The sequence below is a fragment of the Mesorhizobium sp. P160927 genome (assembly GCF_057766385.1).
This window is the reverse complement of sequence record NZ_JBYMDW010000001.1, coordinates 1194901-1219980: the sequence shown is the minus strand read 5'-3', so window position 1 is coordinate 1219980 and position 25080 is coordinate 1194901. Positions and strand designations below refer to the sequence as shown.

Below are 25080 nucleotides of genomic sequence, written 5' to 3'. Positions count from 1 at the left end.
AGAGTCGAACCAACAGAGTGAGGAACTCAAATGTCAAACGAACTGGAATTCCTTAGCCGGCGGGTTGCGTCCGGCAAACTGAGCCGTCGTGATTTTCTCGGCCGGGCGGCAGCGCTCGGCATCACCGCACCCTTCGCCAACGCGCTGCTTTCGAGCGCGGCGCGGGCGGCGGGTCCGGTCAAGGGCGGTACGCTGAAGGCCGGCCTGGTCGGCGGTGAATCCACCAACAGCCTCGACCCGGCGCTGATGATGACGCAGGTGCCGTTCGCCTTCGGCAAGTGCTGGGGCGAAATGATCGTCGAGCTGTCGCCGGAAGGCAAGCTCGAGAACCGCATCGCTGAAGACATTGGCTCGTCCAAGGACGCCAAGACCTGGACGCTGAAGATTCGCGACGGCGTCGAATTCCACAACGGCAAGACGGTGACGGCGGGGGACGTGGCCGCCACGCTGGAGCGCCATTCGGACGAGAAGTCGAAATCCGGTGCGCTCGGCTACATGAAGGGCATCGACACCATCAAGGCCAGCGGCAAGGAAGTGGTGCTGACGCTGAAGGAGGCCAATGCCGACCTTCCCTATCTGCTCAGCGACTATCACCTGATCGTCCAGCCCAATGGCGGCAAGGACAAGCCCGATGCCGGCATCTCGGCAGGGCCGTACGTGGTCAAGACCAATGAGCCTGGCGTGCGCCATGGCGCAGAGCGCTTCGCCAATTACTGGCAGGGCGACAAGATGGGCCATGCCGACCAGATCGAGGTCATCGTCATCAATGACGCGACCGCCCGCACGGCAGCGTTGCAGGGCGGCCAGGTCAACATGATCAACCGCGTCGAGCCGAAGATCGTCGACCTGATCAAGCGCGTGCCGGGCGTGACCATCCGCAACCACGCCGGTCCCGGCCACTACGTGTTCATCATGCATTGCAACACGGCGCCGTTCGACAACAATGACCTCAGGATGGCGCTGAAGCTGGCGATCGACCGCGAGGAGATGCTGACCAAGGTGCTGCGCGGCTACGGCTCGCTCGGCAACGACTTCCCGATAAACGCGTCCTATCCGCTGTTCAGCGAGATCGAGCAGCGCAAGTACGATCCCGACAAGGCCAAGTTTCACTACAAGAAATCAGGCCATGACGGCACCGTGCTGCTCAGGACCTCGGACGTGGCCTTCCCCGGCGCCGTCGATGCGTCCCAGCTGTTCCAGCAGAGCGCGGCCAAGGCCGGCATCAAGATCGAGCTCAAGCGAGAGCCCGGCGACGGCTACTGGAACGAGGTCTGGAACAAGCAGCCCTTCTGCGCCTCCTATTGGGGCGGCCGCTCGACGCAGGACCAGATGTACTCGACCGCTTACCTGTCTACGGCAGACTGGAACGACACGCGTTTCAAGCGCCCGGACTTCGACAAGATGGTGCTGGCGGCGCGCGCCGAACTCGACGAGGCCAAGCGCAAGCAGATGTACCATGACATGGCTGTCATGGTCCGCGACGACGGCGGCCTGATCCTGCCGATGTTCAACCAGTTCATCGACGCCACCGGCGCCAAGGTCGATGGCTGGGTGGATGATCCGCACCAGGAACTGATGAACGGCTACGCCCTGGCGAAGTGCTGGCTGCAGGCCTGAGTCCGGCTTTGCAGAGATGTCTTCACCCATCCTGAAACTCATTGCCCAGCGCATTGCGCTGGGCATCCTCCTTCTGTTGGCCATCTCGGTCCTGATCTTCGCCGGCACGCAGATTCTGCCAGGCGATGTCGCGCAAGCCATTCTGGGACAATCCGCGACGCCGGAATCGCTCGCCAATCTGCGGGAGCAACTCGGGCTGAACGACCCGGCCTATGTCAGGTATTTCCACTGGCTCGGCGGCGTTTTGACAGGCGACCTCGGCACGGCGATGTCGAGCGGGCAGGATATCGCGACCTCGATCAAGTCGCGCTTGTGGAACACGCTGTTCCTCGCCTTCTGGGCGGCGATCGTGGCCGTACCGCTGGCCATCGTCCTGGGCCTGATCGCGGTGCGCTACCGCAATGGCTGGGTCGACAAGCTGATCTCCGGGCTGGCTCTGGCCTCGACCTCCTTTCCCGAATTCTTCATCGGCTATGTGCTGGTCTATTTCTTCGCCGTGAAGTGGCAGATTTTTCCCGGCATCTCGACTGTCTACGAAGGCATGCCCTTCGGTGAGCGGATGCAGGCGATCGCGCTGCCGGCGACGGCGCTGACGCTGGTGGTGCTCGCCCACATGATGCGCATGACCCGAGCGGCGATCCTCAATGTCATGCAGTCGGCCTATGTCGAGACGGCGGAACTGAAGGGCCTGTCGGCGTTCAACGTCATCCGCAAGCACGCCTTCCCCAATGCGATCGCGCCGATCATCAACGTCGTCATGCTCAACCTCGCCTATCTCATCGTCGGCGTCGTCGTGGTCGAGGTGATTTTCGTCTATCCCGGCATGGGACAATATCTCGTCGATCACGTCACCAAGCGTGACGTGCCGGTGGTACAGGCCGTCGGCCTGATCTTCGCCGCCGTCTACATCAGTCTCAACATCATCGCGGACATAGCGGCGATCGTCGCCAATCCGCGTCTCCGCCATCCGAAATAGGGGGGCTGATATGCTCGATATCAAACGCATCCCCATCCCTGCGCTGATCGGCATTGTCCTGACGGCACTGTTCGTGCTGGCGGCGATCTTCGCGCCTTGGATCTCACCGCATGACAACGCCGAAATTGTCGGCGATGTCTGGGAGCCGATGTCGGGGGCGCATTGGCTGGGCACCGACAATCTCGGCCGCGATTTGTTGTCCCGGATGATTTATGGCGCCCGCATCACCCTTTTTATCGCGGTGCTGGCCACCGCGCTGTCGTTCTCGCTCGGCGCCATACTTGGCTTTTCGGCGGCCGTGTTCGGCGGCTGGTTCGATACGATCCTGTCGCGCCTCGTCGATCTCCTGATGTCGATCCCGACACTGATCATGGGCCTGGTGGTGCTCTCAGTGCTGCCAACCAATCTGGTGACGCTGATCCTGGTGATGGGCATTCTCGACTCGACGCGCGTCTATCGCCTGTCGCGGGCGGTCGCCGTCGACATCAACGTCATGGACTATGTCGAGGCCGCCAAGCTGCGCGGCGAAGGCAGCGCCTGGATCATCTTCCGCGAAATCCTCCCCAACGCGCTGTCGCCGCTGATCTCCGAGCTCGGCCTGCGTTTCATCTATGCGGTGCTGTTCCTGTCGACGTTGTCCTTTCTCGGCCTCGGCGTGCAGCCGCCGGACGCCGACTGGGGCGGCATGGTGAAGGAGAACAAGGACGGCATCGTGTTCGGTATCGGCGCCGCGCTCATTCCCGCAGCCGCGATCGCAGCGCTGGCGATCTCGGTCAATCTTGTGGCCGACTGGGTCCTGAACCGCACGACAAGCCTGAAGGGAGGACGCGGATAATGGCCGACGGCAAGGCAAAGTCCACCCCTCTGCTCGACATCCGCAATTTGCGCATCGAGGCGACGGTCTATCCGCCAGGTGAGGCGCCGAAGAACATCGTGCTTGTGCACGATGTCTCGCTGACGCTGGAGAAGGGCAAGGTGCTCGGCCTGATCGGCGAATCCGGAGCCGGCAAGTCGACCATCGGCCTGTCGTCCATGGGCTATGGCCGTGGCGGCGTGCGCATCACCGGTGGCGAGGTGCTGCTCAACGGCCGCGACATCCTGAAGGGCGGCAAGGAAGGTTTCCGCAAGCTGCGTGGCCGCGAGGTCTGCTATGTCGCGCAGTCGGCGGCGGCCGCTTTCAACCCGGCGCACAGGCTGATGGACCAGGTGGTGGAAGCCACGCTGCTGCACGGGACGGCGACACGGGCGGAGGCCGAGAAACGCGCGGTCGCGCTGTTCAAGAAGCTCAGCCTGCCGAACCCGGAAGCCATCGGCGAACGCTTTCCGCACCAGGTGTCAGGCGGCCAGCTGCAGCGTGTCATGACAGCGATGGCGCTATGCTCGGAGCCTGACCTGATCGTCTTCGACGAGCCGACCACGGCGCTCGACGTGACGACTCAGATCGACGTGCTGGCGGCGATCAAGGACGCCATCCGCGACACCCATGTGGCGGCGCTCTACATCACGCATGATTTGGCCGTCGTCGCCCAGGTCTCGGACGAGATCATGGTGCTGCGTCACGGCCGGCTGGTCGAATGGGGCGGCACCCGCCAGATCATCAAGGAACCGCGCCAGGAATACACCAATGCGCTGGTTTCGGTGCACGAGATCGAACATGCCGAGCAGAACCCCGGCACCACACCATTCCTGTCGGTCAAGAACGTCACCGCCGCCTATGGCGGCGGCCAAGTCAAGGTGCTGAAGAACGTTTCGGTCGATATCTATCCCGGCCAGACACTGGCGGTGGTTGGCGAATCCGGCTCCGGAAAATCGACGCTGGCGCGCGCCATAACCGGACTTTTGCCACCCGAGCAAGGCACCGTCACGTTCGACGGACGCCCCTTGGCCAACCGGCTTGCCGACCGGCCGAAGGAGGATTTGCGCCAGCTGCAGATGATCTATCAGATGGCCGATGTGGCGATGAACCCGCGCCAGACCGTCGGCACCATCATCGGCCGGCCGCTCGAATTCTATTTCGGCATGCGCGGCAAACAGCGCGATGCCCGCGTCGCCGAACTGCTCGACAAGATCGAAATGGGCAAGGGCTTTGTCGACCGTTACCCGGCCGAGCTTTCCGGCGGCCAGAAACAGCGTGTCTGCATCGCCCGCTCGCTTGCGGCAAAACCCAAGCTGATCATTTGTGACGAGGTGACCTCGGCGCTTGACCCCTTGGTGGCGCACGGCATCCTAAAGCTTCTGCTTGAACTGCAGAAGGAGGAGAACGTCGCCTATCTGTTCATCACCCACGATCTGGCGACGGTGAAGTCGATCGCGGATTCGATCGCTGTGATGTATCGCGGCGAGGTGGTGCGCTATGGTTCGAAAAGCAAGGTGCTGACGCCCCCCTTCGATGACTATACCGACCTTCTCTTGTCATCGGTCCCGGAGATGGAGATCGGCTGGCTGGAAAAGGCGATCAAGGGGCGGCGCATGGCCAGCGCGGGGAACTAGCGCAGTTCGACACGCGCTTTAAGCGGCCGGGATTCGACAAGATGCTGTTCACCGCGCGCGGCGAGCTCGACCAGGATAAGCGTAAGGCGATCCACCACGACATGGCGGTCATGATGCGCGACGCAGGGGCCTGATCGTGCCCTTCTTCAACCAGTTCATCGACGCGGCCGCCACCAACAAGATCAGCGTCTGCGTCAAGAACCCGATCGGCGAAATGATGGATGGGTATGCGCTGGGAGAATGGTGGCTGAACGCCTGACATCTGTCTCATATTGAAAAGCGCCGCGTGTCGAACGACACGCGGCGCATCGTTTCAACAGACAATCGCATGGAGCACCCCGTGGCGATCCAATCCAAGCTTCTGCTGATCATCCTCGATGGCGTTCCCTACCGCAACTGGCGCCGGCTGATGGGGAATCTCGAGGGCTGGGTGCAATCGGGCGAGGCCCGGGTGTGGAAGATGCGCTCGGTGCTGCCGTCGACCTCTGCCTGTTGCTATGCCTCGATCCACACCGGCGTGTCGCCGCAGGTGCACGGGATCCTGTCCAACGAGAACCGGTTCCGCGTCGGACAGCCCGATATCTTCTCGGAAGTCAGCAAGGCCGGCGGCAGGACCGGCGCGGTCACCCACTCCTACTGGTCGGAATTCTTCCGCTCCTACCCGTTCGATCTCATCGAGGACATGGAATATGACGAGCCCGGCGGACCGATCACGCATGGCCGCTTCCACACCATGACCGGCTACAATCTCAAGAACCAGATGACGCCGAGCGATGTCGACCTGTTCGCGACGCTGACCATGCTCACCCGGCGCCACCGCATCGACTACGGCATCCTGCACACCTGCACGCTGGACTCGATGGGCCACCGCTTCGGTCATGACTGCCACGAGATGGACCAAGCCTGCTACGCCATGGACGGCATGCTGGCGGCCTTCCTGCCGGGCTGGATCGAAGCCGGCTACGAGGTCATGGTCACCGCCGACCATGGCCAGACCGACCGCGGCCACCATGGCGGCCATGACGACGAGATGCAGGATTTCGCGCTGTATTATTTCGGACAGGGCAAAGGGCCGGAAGCCGATACGCTGCTCGACCAGTTGCAACTGGCGCCGACGGTGTTGAGCCGGCTGGGAGTGCCGGTGCCGGCGACCATGAAGGCGAAGGCTTTTCTCACCTGATCGAGCGGCTGGCGCCTACCCTCATCCGCCTGCCGGCACCTTCTTCGCGTAAACGGGACGAAGGGATGCTCTGGCAACCGCCCAGATCTTCGGTTAGCCTCGCAAAATTCCTTGGCGGAGGATGAACCTTTTTGGACCGATCGGCGACAGAGCAGACAGGAGCCAGGCGGCTCGACCGGCCATGACAGCGGCGACGGAGACCGATCGCGCGCTTGTCGACCGGGTCGCGAAGGGCGACCGGGCCGCCGTGCGGCTCCTGTTCATGCGTCACCACGCGCGGGTCTACCGCTTCGTGGCGCGCCAGACAGGATCGGAAATGATGGCTGACGATATCGCGAACGAGGTGTTTCTCGAACTGTGGCGCCAGGCGCCAGGTTTCGAAGGGCGGTCCGAAGTCTCGACATGGCTGCTCGGCATCGCCCGCTTCAAGGCGCTGTCGCTGCTGCGCAAGAAGAAAGAAGACTGGATCGACGACGAGGCCGCCGCCGCGGTGCCCGACAGCGCCGACACGCCCGAGGTCGTCACGATGAAGGAGGATAAGGCCGCCGCCTTGCGCCGCCTGATTGACGCCCTGCCCGAGGAGCACCGCACGGTGATCGACCTCGCTTATTATCAGGGCCAATCGGTGACCGAGATCGCCGAGGTGCTCGACATTCCGGTCGCGACCGTCAAGACCCGCATGTTCTACGCCCGCAAGAAACTCGGCGAAGCCCTGAAGGCCGCCGGTTACGACAGGGGGTGGCCATGAGCGCCGCTGAAAAGATGTCGCGCCGCGACGAAATGGAAACGCTGCTGCCGTTCTACCTGAACGGCTCGCTGGAAGGTTCGGATCTGGAAGCCGTCGAAGAATGGCTGGCCAACGATCCCTCGGCACTTGCCGCGCTTGGCGAGGCGGAAGCCGAGTTCTCCGGCACGTCGGCGGCCAATGAAGCGATCCGCCCACCGGCCGATGCGCTCAGCCGCTTCGCCAAGGCGCTGGACGCGGAGGCCGGGCCTGCACGCGGGCCGGCAGGATCGTCCTGGCTGGCGCAGGCCTGGGGCCGTTTCATGGCGGTGCCGGTCGGCGTCGCCTGGGCGGCGGCCGCGGTTCTGCTGGCGTTGATCGCGGTGCAGTCGCTGGTGCAGCCCGGCGGCAAGGGCGGCAATTTCGAGATTGCCGGCGCACAAGACGATCTGGCCAAATTGCCGTTTGCGCTGGTCAAGTTCAAGCCGGAAGCCAGGATGGCCGACATTGCCGTCTTCCTCGACGCCAACAAGCTCAAGATCATCGGCGGACCGACCGCCGACGGCGTCTTCAGGCTCGCCATTCCGGCGACGACAGCCGCCGACTACGAGAGGGCGCGCAGCCTTATTGCCGCCCAGCCTTTCGCCGAGACTGTGATCGAGGGAAGGAAACCTGTTGATGGCGGCTGAGGCGGTCATTCGATTTGCGGCTATCCTTGCGGCGGCGATGACAATCGCCGCCGTGCCTGCGTCGGCGCAGACCAACGACGGTAATCCCGAGCGGGCCATAATCGATTGCAGCAACGAGGCCAATGCAACGGCGGCCGACTGCCTCAAGGACGGCGGCGCCACCGAAAACGGGGCGGGCACGGCCCAGGCCAGCGCCGTTTTTCTGCCCGCCTTGATCGTCGACCTTTTCCCCAATCCGGCCGCCCCTCCCGCGCCGGTGCCGACACCGCGGCCGAAGCCCGCGACTTCCCCCGGGGGCAACCAGGCCGGCCCGCCAGCAAGTGGACCGATCGTCTCGCCGACCGATCTCATCGCCGTCCAGTCTCGGCGCGCCGTGACCGGGGACTTCGTGCCGGACGAGGTGCTGGTGACGGTCGATGGCGATGCCGGCGCCGTGCAGCAGATCGCCGCTTCCTTCGGCCTAGAAGTGCGCTCGCAGCGCCAGTCCCGGCTGCTTGGCGCCACTTTGGTGCGTTTCGGCATTCCCGATGGCCGCCCTGTCGGCGTGGTGCTGGCGCAGCTAGCCGGCGACGGCCGCACGCGGCGCCGCGAGCCCAACCACATCTACTCGCTGCAGCAGGCGGCCGGCATCGTCAACTATGCCTTCGACCGCATCGCGCTCGACGCCAAACAGGCCAGCGGCGAGAACGTGCGCGTCGCCGTCATCGATACCGGCATCGACGATAGCAATCCGGCGCTTGCCGGGGTCATTGCCGCGCAGTTCGATGCCATGCCGGACGTGCCGATCGAAAAGCGCGACCACGGCACTTCGATCGACGGTCTGATTGCCGGCGTCGGCCAGCTGGAAGGCATGGCGCCGGGCGCCAGGATTTACCATGCGCGCGCCTTCGAGGGCGGCAAGTCGACCATGGACGTCATCTTGTCGGCGCTCGACTGGGCGGCGGACCAGAATGTCAGCATCATCAATATGAGCTTCGTCGGGCCGAAGAACGACCTGCTCGGTACTGCCTGCCGCAATGCACGGGCGCTTGGCATGGTGTTGGTGGCGGCGGCCGGCAATAACGGGCCGAAAGCGCCCTATGGCTATCCGGCCGCCTTTGACGGCGTCATCGCCGTGACGGCCACGGATGCCAAGGACGGACTGATGCCGCAGGCCAATCGCGGCGCCTATGTGTTCATCTCGGCGCCGGGCGTCGAGATGGTGGCGCCGAGCGGCGGCGGCTCGGACGTCGTCACCGGCACCTCGTTTGCCGCGGCAATCGTCAGCGGCGCCATCGCCAACCTCATCCATGCCACGCCCGACCGCTCGGCCGACGACATCGAGAAGGCGCTTGCGGCGACCGCGAAGGATCTCGGGCTTAAGGGGCGCGACAATGATTTCGGCTACGGCCTGCTGGACCTCAAGGCTGCGGGGACGGCGAAGGAATAGCCCGCGACGGCTCAGGCCGCGCTTTGCTGGGACGAAGCAGGAACCAGAACGCGGCGATGTGCGTAATCATCAGCAGCGGCACGTAGATGATCGGGATCGCATAGGTGGCTCCCAACTGCTCCGCGTGCTCGGGAAGTCCGGCCTGGATGGCGTGGTAATAGTCGACAACGAGGTCGGCCATTCCGACGAGATTGAAGGCGACGATGAATGCCCAGAAGAGCGGGCGAACTCTGACTGTCAGCAATGCCAGTATGGCCAGCACTCCGGTGGCGAAGTCTCCATAGGCGGCGAACATGGCGAAGCCGGCAGGCAGATTGGGGCCGACGACTCCCGGAAGCAGGAAGACGAGCCCGAAGAAGCGGAAACTGTGCAGCGTGGCAATGGCGCGTTGCGCCGCCATCCGATCCAGCGAGTCCAGCCATGGCAGGCCATAAGCACCGAAGCAAAGCAGCCATGCGACGTAGCCCAGGACGAGCTGGATCTGGAACAGCATCTGCGTTGACATCGGTTTCCTCTCAACAGGTGGCCGTGCGGTCCTGCGCACTTCGATCGTTAGCTAAGACTGCTTTCATGGTTCGGCCATCCGCTGTAATCAGAACAGCCTATGAAGCAGAGCTACACAATCCGGCACGGTGCGTTAGACGGGGTCGAGGTGTTCCTGGCCGTCGCGCGGCATCGTAGCTTCCGCCGTGCCGCGGCCGAGCTGGCGGTGACGCCGTCCGCGGTGAGCCAGGCGGTCCGCGCGCTGGAAGCACGCATTGGTGCGGCCCTGTTTGCCCGCACGACCCGAAGCGTCGGCCTGACCGAGGCTGGCCAGCGGTTCCTCGACCGAGCCGGACCTGCCTTCGAAGAGATCATGGCCGCGGGCGAGGTCGCCCGCGATGTCGGCCAGCGGCCGACCGGGCTTTTGCGGCTGTCCGTGCCCCGCGCGGTCGTGCCGCTGATCCTGGAACCGATGATCGCGTCGTTCTGCCGGACCTATCCCGAGATCGAACTGGAGATCGCCGCCAGCGACGAGATGGTCGATCTCGCCGCCGGCGGATTCGATGCCGGCATCCGGCTAGGCCAGTTCATCGCACCCGACATGATCGCGGTGCGGCTGACGCCGCCATTCTCCTTCGTGGTCGTCGGCAGCCCGGACTATCTCGAGCGCCACGGCCAGCCCGAACAGATCACCGATCTGCGCCACCACGCCTGCCTGCGCCTGCGCCGCGCGAACGGCGCCGTCGCGCCCTGGTCCTTCGTCGACGGCAACGGGGCTATCGAGGCGGTCGTCTCGGGCCCGCTGATCGCGCATGACTATCCAACCTTGCTAGGGGCCGCGATCCAAGGCGTCGGCCTGGCGCAGACGCCTCGGCCCGTCGCCGACGGCGCAATAGAACAGGGAAAACTCAAACCGGTGCTGGAGGACTTTGCCGGCGCGACACCGGGCGTCTTCCTTTATCATCCTGGCAAGCGCCAGGTCCTGCCGAAGCTGCGCGCCTTCATCGATCATTTTAAGCCCGCGGGCCGAGACAATGGGTAGAGGCAGCGAAGAAGTCGTTCCAGCAATTGACCCTGCTGGCGGTGGTCAGGCCGGCGCGCCGGCGACCGACCCCCTGACCACCAGGTCGACCGGCCAGACCTCGCCGTGCGCGCCCTCCTCAAGTCCCGATATCCGTGCCGCGAGCCGCTCGGCGATGCGTGCGCCGGCCAACCGGATCGACGACCGCGTCGTCGACAGCGGCACGGAAAAATTCTCCGGCTTCAGCCAGGGAAAAACGTCGTCATGGGCAATCAGCGAGACGTCGCCGGGAATGCTGAGGCCAAGGTCGCGCACCGCGCGCACGACGCCGAGCGCCATGATCAGGCTGGAGCAGGCGATTGCCGTCGGCGCGCCGTCCTGTTCGAGCAGGCGCCGGGCGGCGCGATAGCCGTTCTCCTCGGTCATGACGAGTGAGCAGACATTGCGATCGTCCAATGCCAGGCCACTCGCGGCCAGCGCCCGGCGCAGGCCGCGCTCGCGGTGGATGGCAAAGGTCTCGCGGTCGTCGCCATTGATCAGCGCCAGCCGCCGGTGGCCAAGCTGGACGAGCAGCCGCGCGGCCTCGTGGAAGGCGCCTTCATTGTCGATGTCGAGATAGGGATAGTCGAAATCGAAACCTTCGCTTCGGCCATGGACGATGAAAGGAATGCCGAGCGTATTGACCAGCGCCACGCGGCTGTCCTGCGGCCTTGGCGAAGAGATGTAGACGGCATCGACCTGCCGGTTGGCGACGATGCGGCGGTAGGTCGTTTCCTGGTCATCGGCATCGGTCGGTGACAGGACAAGATCGAGCTCATGTGATCGGGCATAGTCGCCAAGACCCGACAGGAATTCGACGAAATGGGGATCGATGTCGACGGCTGCACCCGTCGGCAGGACGTAGCCGATCATTCCGGACTTGCCGGTGGCCAGCCGGCGCGCACTCGGATTGGGTCGATAGCCGTGGCGCTTGGCGGCGTCCATGACACGCCCGCGGGTTTCCTCGTTGACTTCGGGATAGCCGTTCAGCGCCCGGCTTACCGTGGTCTGGGAAAGCGCCAGCATATGCGCGAGTTGCTTGAGGTTCACGAGAGGCCTCCCTGCCTCAAAGCGCTTTTAAATTGAATCGACCCAACGCCACAAGTGCATGGCGAATGCCGCCAGGACCATAAGCGTGCCGGGGCCGGGTTTGAAACGAAAATTGCTGCTGCAGTGCCGAAAAAGCATGTTGCGGTGCAAATTTCGAGCCAGGGCGGGCGGCGACTAAATCGATTAGTTCCTGCTCCCCCTTGACTCTCGCCCGATTCAGTGGCGAGATCAACAAAGCCAAAGCGCTTTGGAAGACTGTACTAAAGGTTGCGGTTCCCTTGCGACTGAGTCACAGTCCCGCGGCGTCGGCGGGGCGGAATGGAGGTTCCGTCCGGTGTGTATGACCCACTGGGAGGAATACCGATGAAGAGAATGCTTTTGCTGGGTGTTGCGTCTGCCGCATTCGCCCTGAGCGCGCCCGCGCATGCCGAACTGAAGTTCAAGCCGGGCGAGGACAAGCGCTTCAACTGGGCGAATTACGAGGACCTCAAGAAAGTCGATCTCAAGGGCGAGACGCTGACCATCTTCGGACCGTGGCGTGGCGAGGACGAGACGCTTGTCCGGTCGGTACTCGATTATTTCTCCGAAGCCACCGGCGCGGAGGTCAAATATTCCTCGTCCGAGAATTACGAGCAGCAGATTGTCATCGACACGCAGGCCGGCAGCCCGCCCAACATCGCGGTCCTGCCGCAGCCTGGCCTCATCCAGGACCTTGCTTCCAAGGGCGTGCTGACCCCGCTCGGCGACGACGTCGCAGCCTGGGTCAAGGAGAATTACGCCGCCGGCGACTCCTGGGCCAAGCTCGGCACTTACAACGGCAAGGACGGCAAGCCAGGCTTCTATGCCTTTCCCTACAAGATCGACGTGAAGGGGCTGGTCTGGTACTCGCCCGACAATTTCGAGGAAGCCGGCTACAAGGTGCCGAAGACGCAGGAAGAACTTGCCGAGCTCGAGAAGAAGATCATCGCCGATGGCGGCAAGCCGTGGTGCATCGGGCTTGGTTCAGGCGGCGCGACGGGCTGGCCGGCGACCGACTGGGTCGAGGACATCATGCTGCGCACGCAGACTCCCGAAGTCTACGACAAGTGGGTGAAGAACGAGATTCCGTTCAACGACCCGGCCGTGGTCAACGCGATCGACATCTTCGGCAAGATCGCCACGGACGACAAGATGGTCGACGGCGGCGCCAAGGCCGTCGCGGCGACCGACTTCCGCGACAGCCCGAAGGGCCTCTTTACCGTACCGCCGAAATGCTACATGCACCATCAGGCGTCGTTCATCCCCTCCTTCTTCCCGGAGGGCGTGAAGCTTGGCCAGGATGCCGACTTCTTCCCCTACCCGCCCTACGCCGCCAAGCCGGAGCTCGGAACGCCGCTGGAAGTCGCCGGAACGCTGGTAATGATCACCAAGGATTCCAAGGCATCGCGCGAATTCATCAAGTTCCTGCAGATGCCGCTCGCGCATGAATTGTGGATGGCACAGAAGAGCTTCGTCACGCCGTTCAAGGGGGCCAACAAGGACGCCTATGGCAGCGATGCGCTGAAGAAGCAGGGCGAGATCCTGGTCGGCGCCACGACGGTGCGCTTCGACGGCTCCGACCTGATGCCCGGCAAAGTCGGCGCCGGCTCGTTCTGGACCGGCATGATCGACCTGGTCGGCGGCAAGTCCGCGCAGGACGTCGCCACCGACATCCAGAAGAGCTGGGACGCCATCAAATAGGCCGCTCCGGCGCGACCTAATCCTTCCTCATCTTGCTACTGGATCCGGGCTACGGCCCGGATCCGACCGGCGGGGCACGCCGGAAGCTTCGCGTTTCGATTGTTCCGAATAACTGAAAGTCGGTGCATCGGTCGCCAGCATCGCTGGCCGGTCATGCGCAGGGAGAGGGACCCATGGCGGCTCAGATTTTCTCGGCAATATTCGTCATCATCATCGGCGTCGGCGGCTGCGTCGCCTATTTCTGGGGCGCCAACAAACTGCTTGACCTGATCTTCCCCGCGCGCGGGGTGTCCGGAACGGCCGCCGTCAACAATCTGCGCCGGCAGGGATTGGTGCGGCCTTGGTTGTTCGTGGGTCCGGCGCTGATCATCCTGACCATCTACCTGGTCTATCCGGTAATCGCGACGCTGTGGCTGTCCTTCTTCGATCGCGGCGGCACGAGTTTCGTGGGATTCGCCAACTATGAATGGGCGTTGCGCGATCCGGATCTGCGAAACGCCATCCGCAACAACATATTGTGGCTGGCGGTGGTGCCGGCGGCCTGCACCTTCCTCGGCTTGATCATCGCCGTGCTCACGGACAAGATATGGTGGGGAACGATCGCCAAGAGCCTGATCTTCCTGCCGTTGGCCATCTCCTTCGTCGGCGCCAGCGTGATCTGGAAGTTCATCTACGAATATCGTGGCCAAGGCCAGATCCAGATCGGCCTTCTCAACGCCATCATCCAGTATTTCGGCGGCCAACCGCAGGTCTGGATATCACTGCCGTTCTGGAACAACTTCTTCCTGATGGTCATCCTGATCTGGATCCAGACCGGCTTCGCCATGGTCATCCTGTCCTCGGCGTTGCGCGGCATCCCCGAAGAAACACTGGAAGCCGCGGTCATAGACGGCGCCAACCCGTTCCAGATCTTCTGGAAGATCATGGTGCCACAGATCTGGGGCACCATCGCGGTGGTATGGACCACCATCACCATCCTGGTGCTGAAAGTGTTCGACATCGTCCTGACCATGACCAACGGTCAATGGAACAGTCAGGTGCTGGCCAATCTGATGTTCGACTGGATGTTCCGCGGCGGCGGCGATTTCGGCCGCGGCGCGACCATCGCCATCATCATCATGATTGCCGTCATTCCGATCATGGTCTGGAACATCCGCCAGGCCAACAAAGAGACGGGAGGGCACTGAGATGGCCGTCGCGACCGGAAATTCCTTCGCCAGCCGTTTCGGCGTCCATATCGCGGTGCTCGTCTTCGTGGTGATCTGGACCATCCCCACGCTCGGCATCCTCGTCTCGTCGCTGCGCGACAAGGACCAGATCATCGCCTCGGGTTGGTGGAATTCCTTCGCCAGTTCCAGCCAGACAGAAGCCGGGCGACTGCCGGCCGCCTCCACACAAGTAGAAAAGGACGGCAAGTTCGTTCTCCAGGGCAACATCTTCGGCGACGGGGCCAAGCGCGCGATAAGCGCCTTCGGCGTCAAGGCGGCGGCACCGACGCAATATCCTGCCGGCACATCAGCCGATCTCGGTGACGGGGTGACCCTGCGGCTCAACGCGGACGGCAGCTTCGTCATGGCCTCGCCAAAGGCGTTCGAGGGCGACCGGGGCCAGCGCGTCTACTACGCTTCGTCGGCGCCGCCGAAATTCACCACCGACAATTATCAGACCGTGCTGTTTTCCGAAGGCATCGGCCGCTCCTTCATGAATTCGCTAACTGTCACCATCCCGGCGACCGTCATCCCGATCCTGATCGCGGCCTTTGCGGCCTACGCACTGGCCTGGATGCGCTTTCCAGGCCGCGCGCTCCTGATCGCCGTCGTCATCGGCCTGCTGGTGGTGCCGCTGCAGATGTCGCTCATTCCGCTCCTGAAGCTCTACAACGGCGTCGGCACGTTCTTCGGCGTGCCGTCCAAGACCTATCTCGGCATCTGGCTGGCGCATACCGGCTTCGGCCTGCCCTTCGCCATCTATCTCTTGCGAAGCTATATTGCCGGGCTACCGCGCGAGATCATGGAATCGGCGCGCATCGACGGCGCCAGCGATTTCGAGATCTTCGTCAAGATCGTGCTCCCGCTGTCCTTCCCGGTGCTTGCCTCCTTCGCCATCTTCCAATTCCTGTGGGTATGGAACGATCTCCTGGTGGCAATGGTTTTCCTCGGAACGGCGCCCGATCAGATCGTGCTGACGGCCAAGCTCAATGCGCTGCTTGGCTCGCGTGGCGGCAACTGGGAGATCCTGACGACATCGGCCTTCATCACGATCATCGTGCCGCTGATCGTCTTCTTCTCGCTGCAGCGTTATTTCGTCCGCGGGCTGCTGGCCGGCTCGGTGAAAGGAGGTTGAGACCATGCAATCGGCTTTGAAGGCGACTTCGAAACCAGACCCCGCCATCGACCGCGACTGGTGGCGAGGCGCGGTGATCTACCAGATCTATCCACGCAGCTATCAGGATTCCAATGGCGATGGCATCGGCGACCTCAAGGGCATCATCGGCAGGCTGCCCTACATTGCCGCGCTTGGCGCGGATGCCATCTGGATCTCGCCTTTCTTCAAATCGCCAATGAAGGATTTCGGCTATGACGTCTCGGATTATTGTGACGTCGACCCGATGTTCGGCACGCTGGCGGATTTCGATGCACTGACGGCGGAGGCGCACCGACTGGGCCTCAAGGTGATGATCGACGAGGTGCTGTCGCATACCGCCGATATCCACCCCTGGTTCAAGGAAAGCCGCTCGAGCCGCACTAATCCTAAGGCCGACTGGTATGTCTGGGCGGATGCAAGACCCGATGGCACGCCGCCCAACAACTGGCTGTCGATCTTTGGCGGCTCGGCCTGGCAATGGGACACCAGCCGCCAGCAGTACTACCTGCATAATTTCCTGGCCGAGCAGCCGGACCTCAACTTCCATAATCGCCAGGTCCAGGACGCGCTGCTCGACGTCACCCGCTTCTGGCTGGAGCGCGACGTCGACGGCTTTCGCCTCGACACCATCAATTTTTACTTCCACAGCCAGGGGCTGGAAAACAACCCGCCGCTGCCGCCGGAACAGCGCAACGACCAGACCGCACCGGCGGTCAATCCCTACAACTACCAGGACCATATCTACGACAAGAGCCGACCGGAAAACCTCGCCTTCCTCGAGCGCTTCCGGGCGCTGCTCGACGAGTACCCGGCGACCGCGGCGGTCGGCGAAGTCGGCGATTCGCAACGCGGGCTGGACGTGGTCGCCGCCTATACCGCCGGCGGCAAGCGCGTGCATATGTGCTATTCTTTCGACTTCCTGGCCCCGGAAAAGATCAGTGCCGCCAAGGTCCGCTCGGTGCTGGAAGCTTTTGGCCGGGTGGCCAGCGACGGCTGGTCGTGCTGGGCGTTTTCCAACCATGACGTGATGCGACCGGCCTCGCGCTGGGCCGCCAACGAGGCCGACCCGTCGGCCTATCTCAAGGTCATATCGGCATTGCTGATGTCGCTGCGCGGTTCGGTCTGCATCTACCAGGGCGAAGAACTCGGCCTCGGCGAGGCCGATCTGCGCTTCGAGGATCTGCAGGATCCCTACGGCATCCGTTTTTGGCCTGAATTCAAGGGCCGCGACGGCTGCCGCACGCCCATGGTGTGGGATGGCGGTGCCAGGAATGGCGGCTTCTCCCAGGCAAAACCCTGGCTGCCGGTGCCGGCCGCGCATCTGCGGCAGGCGGTCAACGTGCAGCAAGGCGACGAAACCTCCCTGCTTGAACATTACCGGCGCTTTCTTGCCTTCCGCCGCGCCAATCCGGCGCTAGCCAAGGGGGACATCGCCTTCATCGAAAGCCAGGGCGACACGGTCGCCTTCACCCGCCGGTCGGGTAATGAGGAGATCGTCTGCGTCTTCAATCTGGGCGCAAGGCCCGCGAAGGTTGACCTCGGCAACCGAACCCTGCAACCTTTGCCGGGACACGGGTTCTCCGGGCAGGCGAGCACCGGGTCGGTCGAACTCGGCGGCTATGGCGCCTGGTTCGGACGCATAGGTTGAAACATCCGAGGAATCACTGGAGGAAACCAATGGCCGATGTCAATTTGAGACAAGTGAAGAAGTCCTATGGCAATCTCAACATTCTCCACGGCATCGACCTCGACATCAAATCGGGCGAGTTCATCGTCTTCGTCGGCCCGTCGGGCTGCGGCAAGTCGACCTTGCTGCGCTCGATCGCGGGGCTCGAGGAAATCACGTCGGGTGAACTCAAGATCGACGGCCAGGTGGTCAACGACGTGCCACCCTCGAAGCGCGGCATCGCCATGGTGTTCCAGTCCTATGCGCTCTACCCGCACATGACCGTCTACGACAACATGGCCTTCTCGATGAAGATCGGTAAGGAAAGCAAGGCCGAGATCGACAAAAGGGTTCGGCAAGCCGCCGAGATCCTGCAGCTGACCAAATATCTGGACCGTCTGCCCAAGGCGATGTCGGGCGGCCAGCGGCAGCGCGTCGCCATCGGCCGCGCCATCGTGCGCAATCCGAAGGTGTTCCTGTTCGACGAACCGCTGTCGAACCTTGACGCCGCATTGCGCGTCGCCACCCGCATCGAGATCGCCAAGCTCAAGGAATCGATGCCCAACACGACCATGATCTACGTCACGCACGACCAAGTCGAGGCGATGACGCTGGCCGACCGGATCGTCGTGCTGAAGGACGGGCACATCGAGCAGGTCGGCACGCCCATGGAACTTTACAAGAACCCAGGCAACCTCTTCGTCGCCCAGTTCATCGGCTCGCCGGCCATGAACATCCTGCCGGCGACGGTCGACAAGACGGGCAACCCGACCATCGTCAGCCATGTCGGCGGCCGAAAGGCGACGGTGCCGATCGCGACACCTGGTTCGGCAAAGGGAGCGGCGGTCAGCTTCGGCGTACGGCCGGAAGATCTCGCGATCGCCAGCGGTGCGGATTATCTGTTCGAGGGGAGCGTCGATTATCTCGAACAGCTTGGCGAGGTCCAGCTGGTCTATGTCGATATCGGCCGGGCCGACCTGCCGCTGGTGACCAAGCTGCCGGGCAATGTCGAGGTCAAGCGCGGCTCGACGCTGCGGCTGACCGCCAATGCCGGCGACCTCCATATCTTCGATGCGGAGGGTCGCTCCTTTGCCCTCCACGAAGCGGAAGCAAAGGCGGCCTGAAGACGGCCGTACCGGTAACGCAAAAAACAAAAGCAGCGGCGGGCATGTCCCGCCGCTCTTTTTGTCTGCACAGGCTGGTTAGTTGTTGCCGAAGAGATTGCGATCGGCACCCTGATGGGCCGGCTTCTGCACGTCGCCAGTCGAATTGAGCAGCTTGTAGACAGGCGAATCGCTGTTGCGGATCGCACCCGTATGCGACGTATCGACATTGACAGTCGACGAAGCAGTGGGCTGGTTGGCGCCGTTGGAGCCATAGTTGTCGCTGCCGGCGAAAGCGCTGCCGGAGACGGCCAGAACGGCGGCGGCGGCAATGAGGATCTTGTTCATTTTAGGTAACTCCTGAATTTTGGAAGTCCCGCGGACCGGCGGGCAAAAGCCCACCGGCCGTGGGAGGCCATTAATGGCCGAAGAGGTTGCGGTCGCTGCCCTGCTGGACAGGCGCCGAGGTGGCCGGAGCCGACTTGCCGATCGACGCGGTGTTTGGATTGTCGGTGGAGGCAGCAGCAGCCTGGTTGGCGCCGTTGGAGCCATAGTTGTCGCTGCCGGCGAAAGCGCTGCCTGAGAGAGCCAGAACGGCGGCGGCAGCAAAGAGGATCTTGTTCATTTTAATACTCCTGAATTGTAGGGTCCACCGGCGCGGCAGGTTCACCCGCCGCGTGCCGGGGATGGTTATTAATTGTTGCCGAAGAGGTTGTGGTCGGCGCCCGTCACAGGCGTCTGGGCAGCCGGCTCCGACTTCTTGGTCGAAGCGGTGTAGGAACTGTCGACAGTGGCCGCGGGGGTCGCGGCGTTCGAACCATAATGGTCGCTACTAGCGAAGGCGCTGCCGGAAATCGCCAGAAGGGCGGCGGCAGTGAGGATGATCTTTTTCATTTTTGTACTCCAGTATTTTTCCCGTCCGTCTAGCGGCGTGTCTTGGATTAAATCGCGTCGTTCGGACCGCCCCGATGTGGGAGAGCCCCCTTGCCGTTTCCAATCACGAAGTTGTTCAGCGTGGACCATGACTCTGCTACTTGAAATTGTACCAACGCCTTCTACATGTCTTATTTTTCTGTTCGATATCAAGTAGTTGACTAAGATGACGACCCGATCACCAACTGTGTCGGAGGGCTGGGCGTTCACACCGTCCTGCACGCACCGTCAACAGAAACGAACCGTTCGGTTCGATTTTAGACTGTGCTAATAGTCACTTTTCGAAACCGTTAACCCTTTTCCGGCCGGCTGAGGGTCGAAAACGGTGCCCGCGCGCGCCTGGCGAGAAGAGGCGATTCCCCCTGCGGCAACCATGCCGGGACGATCCCGCATGCGTGTCGCGCCGCATGGATGCGATGTCGCTTTCGTGCCGATGTCGCAAACCCTGTCGTGATTAGATCAAGCCATCTCAGGTGCCGCTGCGTGACGACGGAGCGGAGAATTGGGAAGCCGGTCAGATTCCGGCGCTGCCCCCGCAACGGTGGTGGAGTTCAAGTCGCAACGGGAGACCACTGGGCGAAAGCCTGGGAAGGTGTCGCGATGGTCCGCGAGGACCACTCCAGAGCCCGGAAACCAGCCCGAGATCGCTAGAACTCGACTGATCGCGGTGGGCGGTCAAGGGGCGGATGGTGTTGTCCGGCTTTCGCCGGCTTGCGCCCAGTCCTTCCTCCATCACCACCAGTTCAGTCCTTGAAAATGAGGACAGGACATGGACGCGCGCAACGACATGCTGAGGCTTTTGAACGGCCGCAGACAGGGCCTTTCGCTGGAACAGCCCTTCTATACCGACCCTGACTACTTCAAGCTGGACATGGAGCTGATCTGGTATCGCGACTGGCTGTTCATCGGCCATGATTGCGAGTTGCCCAAGCCGGGCAGCTTCATCACCGTGCAGATCGGCGATTATCCGGTCGTGCTGGTGCGCGATCAGCAGGGCAAGATCAACGCCTTCCACAATTCCTGCCGCCATCGCGGCAGCCGCGTCTGCAACACCGACAAGGGCATGGCCGCCAAGCTGGTGTGTCCCTATCACCAGTGGACCTACGAACTCGACGGCCGGCTGCTGTTCGCCCGCCAGATGGCCGATGGGTTCGACAAGAGCCAGTTCGGGCTCAAGCCGGTCGCCTGCGAAAGCGTCGCCGGCTATGTCTTCATCTGCCTGGCCAAGGAGCCCGCCGACTTCGCGCCGATGCGGGCGATGATCGAGCCCTATCTCCAGCCGCACCGGCTGAGCGAGGCCAAGATCGCCTTCGAGAGCACGATCATCGAGAAGGGCAACTGGAAGCTGGTCTGGGAAAACAACCGCGAATGCTACCATTGCGCGGGCAACCACCCTGAGCTGTGCAAGACCTTCCCGGAAGCGCCGACCGTGACTGGCGTGCAAGGCGCCGACAACGACCCGGAGATGCTGGCCCACTGGGCGAAGTGCGAAGCTGTTGGCCTGCCCAGCAAGTTTCGGATCGACCCGGCCGGACAATACCGCGCCACCCGCGCGCCGCTGCTGCGCGATGCCCAGAGCTACACGATGACCGGCAAGCGGGCCGTGAAGAGGAACCTGTCCGACAGCGTCTCGGCCGACCGGATCGGCACGCTAATGCACTACCACTACCCGACAACCTGGAACCATATCCTCGTGGATCATGCGGTGACGTTCCGCGTGCTGCCGGTCAGCGCCACGGAAACAGCGGTGACGACCAAATGGCTGGTCCACAAGGATGCGGTGGAAGGCGTCGACTATGATCTGCCCGAACTCACCCATGTCTGGACCGAGACCAACGACCAGGACCGCCGCATCGTCGAGGAAAACGCCTTCGGCATCCTGTCGCCGGCCTACGAGCCCGGTCCCTATTCGGAGCTGCACGAGGGCGGCGTCATCCAGTTCGTCGACTGGTACGCGCGCTTTATCGGCCCACGGCTTTCCGAAGACGGCCGGCCCGCTCTGCGCAGTGTCGCCTAGCGCATCTCGCCCAAACCGTGCATCGGTTTTGGGATCACGACATGCGCAAAATGAAAAGGTATGCAGGGATGAACGCCATGACTGATCTTGGCCTCTATCGCCATCTCGACCAGATGGCGCCGTGGAACGACAGGCTGCAGGTGCTGGAAGTGATCGGCGTCAGCGACGAGGCGCCCGACGTCAAGACCTTCACCTTCCGCTCGGACAACCAGACCTGGTTCCGCTACAAGCCGGGCCAGTTCTTGACGCTGGAATTGCCGACACCGGACGGCCCGCTGATGCGCACCTACACGCTGTCATCATCGCCGTCGCGACCATTCTCGATCGCGGTGACGGTGAAGGCGCAGGCGGGCAGCGTCGGCACACGCTGGATGTTCGATCACCTGACGCCCGGCTCGCACGTCAAGGCCTATGGACCGGGCGGCGACTTTTCGCTGCACAGCCACCCGGCGGCGAAATACCTGTTCATCTCGGCCGGTTCGGGCGTGACGCCGATGATGTCGATGCTGCGCTGGCTGAATGACTGCGCGCCATGGACCGATGTCGGATTCGTCAATTGCGCGCGGCGCCCTGAAGAGATCATCTTTCGCAAGGAACTCGAACTGCTCGGCGGCCATATGCCGGGCCTGTCGCTCGGCTTCATGATCGAGGAGCGGTCGAGCCGCGAGGGCTGGTACGGCCATATGGGCCGCATCGACGCCATCCGGCTGCCGCTCCTGGCGCCCGATTTCCGCGAACGCGAAATCTTCTGCTGCGGCCCCGACCCCTTCATGCGCGCCGTGCGCGGCATGCTGGAGGCCGCCGGGTTCGACATGGCAAAGTACCATCAGGAGAGCTTTGCCGCGCCGGCGGTGGGGGAAATCCCGGCGCCGTTTGCCTCGCCGGCTGAAGAGGGCGGGGCGATTTGCGTCGAAGCCGCGACGCCGATCCGCTTCGCGCTTTCGGATGTCGACGCCGATTGTGTCGCCGGCCAGACCGTGCTGCAGACGGCGCGCGCCTCGGGCGTGCGAATACCGGCTGCCTGCGAATTCGGCCTGTGCGGAACTTGCAAGGTGAAGAAAGTCTCCGGCAGCGTCGAGATGAGCCACAATGGCGGCATCCTCGATCATGAGATCGATGATGGCTTCATCCTGGCCTGTTGTTCCAAGCCATTGTCGCCGCTTGAAATCGAGGCTTGATCCGCCCCGCTTTCGACTGATCCCGGAAATGGTCCCGCCTTGCCGGCAAAGGTTACCTTGCCAAGGAAGACCTGAAAGTTTACAGGCGTTGTCGGTGGAAGCGGTCCTGCTGGCGGGCAGGAAATGCAGGACGGGGCAACAATGACGCATGATTCCCACGCCTATGCGGTAGCGAGCCGGGATATCGTTTTCGAATCTTTCGATGGCGAGGCCGTGGTGCTCAATCTTGCCAATGGCAAATATTTCGGCTTTTCCGATTCCGGCAGCAAGGTGTGGCAGGCGCTTTCATCCGGCGCGGACGCCCAGGCCCTGGTCGGACTGAGCGCCGGCGGCTCGACAATAGGCCAGGCCGAACTCGAACACTTCATATCGCAATTGCTCGAATTGGGTTTGCTGGTGCGCTTGGACGCGGCGGCGCGGCCTTTGCCGGGCGATTTGCCTGCCGAGCTTGCCGCCACGAACGAGCCGCTCAATGTGAGCATTCACGACGACCTCGCCGACCTGATCGTCGTTGATCCCATCCACGAGGTCGAGGAGCCTCTCGGCTGGCCGGCGGTCAAGCAGGCTTCCTGACGGGGAGGCCGCAGCGTGATGGAAGGCGATTGATGCCGCGCGTCACGCTCGAAACCTTGCCGGATTACGCCCGGTATCTCATCGCCGCCGCTGAAGGCGCGGCCGCGTGCTATCCGACCATGCGAAAGGTTCGCCTGCCCTGGCTTGAACTGACCGCGCATCTCGGTCACGGCGTGCTTGCCGATGCATTGGACCATGCTTTTGTCGAGGCCGGGCATGATCAGCCGGCACCGTCCACGGGTCGCATCTTCATCGCGCATCCCGGCATTGACGGCATCCCGGAGCCGGCGCACTGGGGCGATGCCCATTTCACCGAGCACGGTTTTGCCAAACAGCTCGCCGAAGCCGGTTTGCGCGGGCACCATTTCCACGACCTGGATTTCTGGCAAGTCTACGATCCGCACCGCCGCGTCGGCGTGCAACTGATGGCCTCGGCCGATGCCTTTCCGCCCTGGGAGCCTGGAGCACCGCTGCGCGCCTTCCTGCACTGGGAATATGCCGCGCGCGGCATGCGGCTGACCCATGCCGGCACGCTCGGCATCGACGGCAAGGGTATTCTGCTTGCCGGCTCGGGCGGGGCCGGGAAATCCGGCACCGTCGTCGCCGGCCTGCTTAACGGGCTCGACAGTGTCGGCGACGACTATGTGCTGATCGATCTCACCGACGGCGTGACCGCGCGCCCCCTTTTTTCGACGTTGAAGCAGGACACGGAAGGTTTCGCTCGGCTGGGCCTGCGGCAGCGGCTAACGCAAGGCCCGCTGAACTGGCAAGGCAAGCACACGTTCCATATTCATGATGTCGCGCCTCGGCCGGTGCCCGCCATGCTGGACATCGTCGCGCTGGTGGTGCCACATATCAGCGGAGGCGGAGCAAGTTCGATTATGCCGATGTCGCGCAAGGATGCCATGATTGCCTTGGCGCCGTCCGGCATCGCCCAGATGCCGGGCGAGCGCGAAAGCGGCTTTCGCTTCTTCAGCGAATTGGCGCGCCACCTGCCGTGCTTCCGATTGTCCCTCGGCACCGACCCGGCAGAGATCGCTGGCACAATCGAGGATTTCCTGACACGAGGCGCCCGGTGAAGCTCAGCGTGATCATGCCTGTGTACAATCGCGAGCGCTATGTCGTCTCGGCGCTGCGCTCGCTCGTGCGGCAGCACGATGCCGCCGATCTCGACATCATCGTGATCGACGACGGCTCGACCGACGGGTCGGCGGAGGCCGTGCGTTCAATGATGGCCGAGAACGCCTGCATTCGCCTTTTCCGGCAAGAGAACATGGGCGTGACGCGGGCCCGCAACGCTGGTCTCAGACTGCTCACGCCGGAAACCGAGCTCGTGTCGTTCCTCGATTCGGACGATGTCTCGCCCGCGGGACGATTCAAGGCCGATATTGCATGCTTTGACGCCGACCCCGCTCTGGAGCTTACCTATTCCCTGATGATGATGGTCGAACACATCGACGACGATCTGCTGGAACCCTGCCCCGGCAGCCATTGCATGACCGTGCGGGGAATTCATCTGTCGTCGGGCATTTTCTCGCGTAAGCTCATTGAACGGATCGGCGGCTTCGACGAGGCCTTCGGCCAGGCCGAAGACACCGACTACTTGCTGCGCACCTTTGAAAGCGGCCCCAGATTCGTCCTGCCGGATACCGTATCGCTTTACTACCGACGTCATCCCGGCAACATGACGAAGCAAGTCGACACATCCCTTCGGGAATTCTTGCGGGCCATCCACAAATCGATGAAACGGCGCAAGGCCGACCCTTCACTGCGCGGGATCGAAGGCATATTCGATGTAAAAGAACTCGCCAACTGGCGCTTCATGTAGC

24 protein-coding genes, 1 pseudogene and 1 riboswitch are annotated in these 25080 nt (G+C 63.0%); of the genes and pseudogenes, 20 read left to right on the top strand and 5 right to left on the bottom strand.

Translation table 11 applies throughout. The annotated features are described in order from the left end of the window. The first annotated feature begins 30 nt into the window (after positions 1-30). From AC3CB8_RS06190 to AC3CB8_RS06150, 9 genes and pseudogenes are all read left to right on the top strand, one after another. A complete protein-coding gene (locus tag AC3CB8_RS06190) occupies positions 31-1617 on the top strand; it encodes an ABC transporter substrate-binding protein (protein WP_352564338.1) in 1587 nt (528 codons plus the stop codon). 16 nt (positions 1618-1633) lie between these two features. Then, positions 1634-2593: an ABC transporter permease gene (locus AC3CB8_RS06185; protein WP_023772372.1), complete on the top strand. Its 960-nt coding sequence runs from the start codon at positions 1634-1636 to the stop codon at positions 2591-2593. Between the two features lie 10 nt (positions 2594-2603). Further along, positions 2604-3428, top strand: coding sequence for an ABC transporter permease (locus tag AC3CB8_RS06180; protein WP_023772371.1), 825 nt, complete (start codon positions 2604-2606; stop codon positions 3426-3428). Further along, complete coding sequence (locus tag AC3CB8_RS06175; protein WP_023772370.1) at positions 3428-5083, top strand: ABC transporter ATP-binding protein; 1656 nt, start codon at positions 3428-3430, stop codon at positions 5081-5083. The genes AC3CB8_RS06180 and AC3CB8_RS06175 overlap by 1 nt, the downstream gene beginning before the upstream one ends. 5 nt (positions 5084-5088) lie before the next feature. Beyond that, positions 5089-5342: pseudogene (locus tag AC3CB8_RS06170) on the top strand (ABC transporter substrate-binding protein); the annotation flags it as partial. 81 nt (positions 5343-5423) lie between these two features. Beyond that, complete coding sequence (locus AC3CB8_RS06165; protein WP_031247942.1) at positions 5424-6263, top strand: alkaline phosphatase family protein; 840 nt, start codon at positions 5424-5426, stop codon at positions 6261-6263. 181 nt (positions 6264-6444) lie between these two features. Beyond that, the gene (locus tag AC3CB8_RS06160) at positions 6445-7011 is read left to right on the top strand and encodes a sigma-70 family RNA polymerase sigma factor (protein WP_023772366.1); all 567 of its coding nucleotides are present in this window, start codon (positions 6445-6447) and stop codon (positions 7009-7011) included. Continuing rightward, on the top strand, positions 7008-7676 hold the full coding sequence (locus tag AC3CB8_RS06155; protein WP_023793022.1) for a hypothetical protein: 669 nt from the start codon (positions 7008-7010) through the stop codon (positions 7674-7676). The genes AC3CB8_RS06160 and AC3CB8_RS06155 overlap by 4 nt, the downstream gene beginning before the upstream one ends. Beyond that, positions 7666-9105 carry a S8 family serine peptidase gene (locus tag AC3CB8_RS06150; RefSeq protein WP_023793024.1) on the top strand — a complete coding sequence of 480 codons (1440 nt, stop codon included), beginning with the start codon at positions 7666-7668 and terminating at the stop codon, positions 9103-9105. Before AC3CB8_RS06155 ends, AC3CB8_RS06150 begins: the two co-directional genes overlap by 11 nt. On the opposite strand, the gene AC3CB8_RS06145 is transcribed toward AC3CB8_RS06150, so the two are convergent. Then, complete coding sequence (locus AC3CB8_RS06145; protein WP_023781742.1) at positions 9077-9610, bottom strand: hypothetical protein; 534 nt, start codon at positions 9608-9610, stop codon at positions 9077-9079. The two genes, AC3CB8_RS06150 and AC3CB8_RS06145, sit on opposite strands and share 29 nt — an antisense overlap. A gap of 99 nt (positions 9611-9709) precedes the next feature. Here AC3CB8_RS06145 and AC3CB8_RS06140 point away from each other — a divergent pair, with 99 nt between their 5' ends. Continuing rightward, complete coding sequence (locus tag AC3CB8_RS06140) at positions 9710-10630, top strand: LysR family transcriptional regulator (RefSeq protein WP_023772364.1); 921 nt, start codon at positions 9710-9712, stop codon at positions 10628-10630. A gap of 45 nt (positions 10631-10675) precedes the next feature. Here AC3CB8_RS06140 and AC3CB8_RS06135 read toward each other — a convergent pair whose 3' ends face one another. Next, entirely contained in the window at positions 10676-11698 is a 1023-nt protein-coding gene (locus AC3CB8_RS06135; protein ID WP_352564342.1) for a substrate-binding domain-containing protein, read from the bottom strand. A 363-nt stretch (positions 11699-12061) separates the two neighbouring features. On the opposite strand from AC3CB8_RS06135, the gene AC3CB8_RS06130 reads away from it, so the two are divergent. From AC3CB8_RS06130 to AC3CB8_RS06110, 5 genes are all read left to right on the top strand, one after another. Beyond that, positions 12062-13417: an ABC transporter substrate-binding protein gene (locus tag AC3CB8_RS06130; RefSeq protein ID WP_023781746.1), complete on the top strand. Its 1356-nt coding sequence runs from the start codon at positions 12062-12064 to the stop codon at positions 13415-13417. A gap of 173 nt (positions 13418-13590) precedes the next feature. Then, complete coding sequence (locus AC3CB8_RS06125) at positions 13591-14604, top strand: carbohydrate ABC transporter permease (RefSeq protein ID WP_015314337.1); 1014 nt, start codon at positions 13591-13593, stop codon at positions 14602-14604. 1 nt (position 14605) lies between these two features. Continuing rightward, the gene (locus tag AC3CB8_RS06120) at positions 14606-15760 is read left to right on the top strand and encodes a carbohydrate ABC transporter permease (RefSeq protein ID WP_023772362.1); all 1155 of its coding nucleotides are present in this window, start codon (positions 14606-14608) and stop codon (positions 15758-15760) included. A gap of 4 nt (positions 15761-15764) precedes the next feature. Continuing rightward, entirely contained in the window at positions 15765-17429 is a 1665-nt protein-coding gene (gene bglA / locus AC3CB8_RS06115; RefSeq protein WP_352564347.1) for a beta-galactosidase BglA, read from the top strand. Between the two features lie 29 nt (positions 17430-17458). Further along, positions 17459-18571, top strand: a complete 1113-nt coding sequence (locus tag AC3CB8_RS06110; RefSeq protein ID WP_352564349.1) for an ABC transporter ATP-binding protein — start codon at positions 17459-17461, stop codon at positions 18569-18571. A 78-nt stretch (positions 18572-18649) separates the two neighbouring features. Here AC3CB8_RS06110 and AC3CB8_RS06105 read toward each other — a convergent pair whose 3' ends face one another. The 3 genes from AC3CB8_RS06105 to AC3CB8_RS06095 all read right to left on the bottom strand — a co-directional run bounded on the left by AC3CB8_RS06105 (position 18650) and on the right by AC3CB8_RS06095 (position 19444). Then, a complete protein-coding gene (locus tag AC3CB8_RS06105) occupies positions 18650-18898 on the bottom strand; it encodes a DUF680 domain-containing protein (RefSeq protein WP_023793039.1) in 249 nt (82 codons plus the stop codon). Between the two features lie 70 nt (positions 18899-18968). Continuing rightward, positions 18969-19175 (bottom strand): DUF680 domain-containing protein, encoded by a 207-nt coding sequence (locus tag AC3CB8_RS06100; RefSeq protein ID WP_023772358.1) that lies wholly within the window; start codon positions 19173-19175, stop codon positions 18969-18971. A 68-nt stretch (positions 19176-19243) separates the two neighbouring features. Then, a complete protein-coding gene (locus tag AC3CB8_RS06095; RefSeq protein WP_023772357.1) occupies positions 19244-19444 on the bottom strand; it encodes a DUF680 domain-containing protein in 201 nt (66 codons plus the stop codon). Positions 19445-19937: 493 nt separating this feature from the next. After that, a riboswitch (cobalamin riboswitch) is annotated at positions 19938-20139 on the top strand. A 113-nt stretch (positions 20140-20252) separates the two neighbouring features. Between AC3CB8_RS06095 and AC3CB8_RS06090 the strand changes: the two genes are divergently transcribed. From AC3CB8_RS06090 to AC3CB8_RS06070, 5 genes are all read left to right on the top strand, one after another. Continuing rightward, complete coding sequence (locus AC3CB8_RS06090; RefSeq protein ID WP_352552439.1) at positions 20253-21500, top strand: aromatic ring-hydroxylating oxygenase subunit alpha; 1248 nt, start codon at positions 20253-20255, stop codon at positions 21498-21500. Between the two features lie 77 nt (positions 21501-21577). Next, positions 21578-22678, top strand: a complete 1101-nt coding sequence (locus tag AC3CB8_RS06085) for an FAD-binding oxidoreductase (RefSeq protein WP_352564352.1) — start codon at positions 21578-21580, stop codon at positions 22676-22678. Between the two features lie 141 nt (positions 22679-22819). Then, the gene (locus AC3CB8_RS06080) at positions 22820-23251 is read left to right on the top strand and encodes a PqqD family peptide modification chaperone (RefSeq protein WP_023781753.1); all 432 of its coding nucleotides are present in this window, start codon (positions 22820-22822) and stop codon (positions 23249-23251) included. Between the two features lie 32 nt (positions 23252-23283). Then, positions 23284-24330, top strand: a complete 1047-nt coding sequence (locus tag AC3CB8_RS06075) for a hypothetical protein (RefSeq protein ID WP_023793050.1) — start codon at positions 23284-23286, stop codon at positions 24328-24330. Continuing rightward, positions 24327-25079, top strand: a complete 753-nt coding sequence (locus AC3CB8_RS06070) for a glycosyltransferase family 2 protein (RefSeq protein ID WP_352552433.1) — start codon at positions 24327-24329, stop codon at positions 25077-25079. Before AC3CB8_RS06075 ends, AC3CB8_RS06070 begins: the two co-directional genes overlap by 4 nt. Position 25080 lies beyond the last annotated feature (1 nt).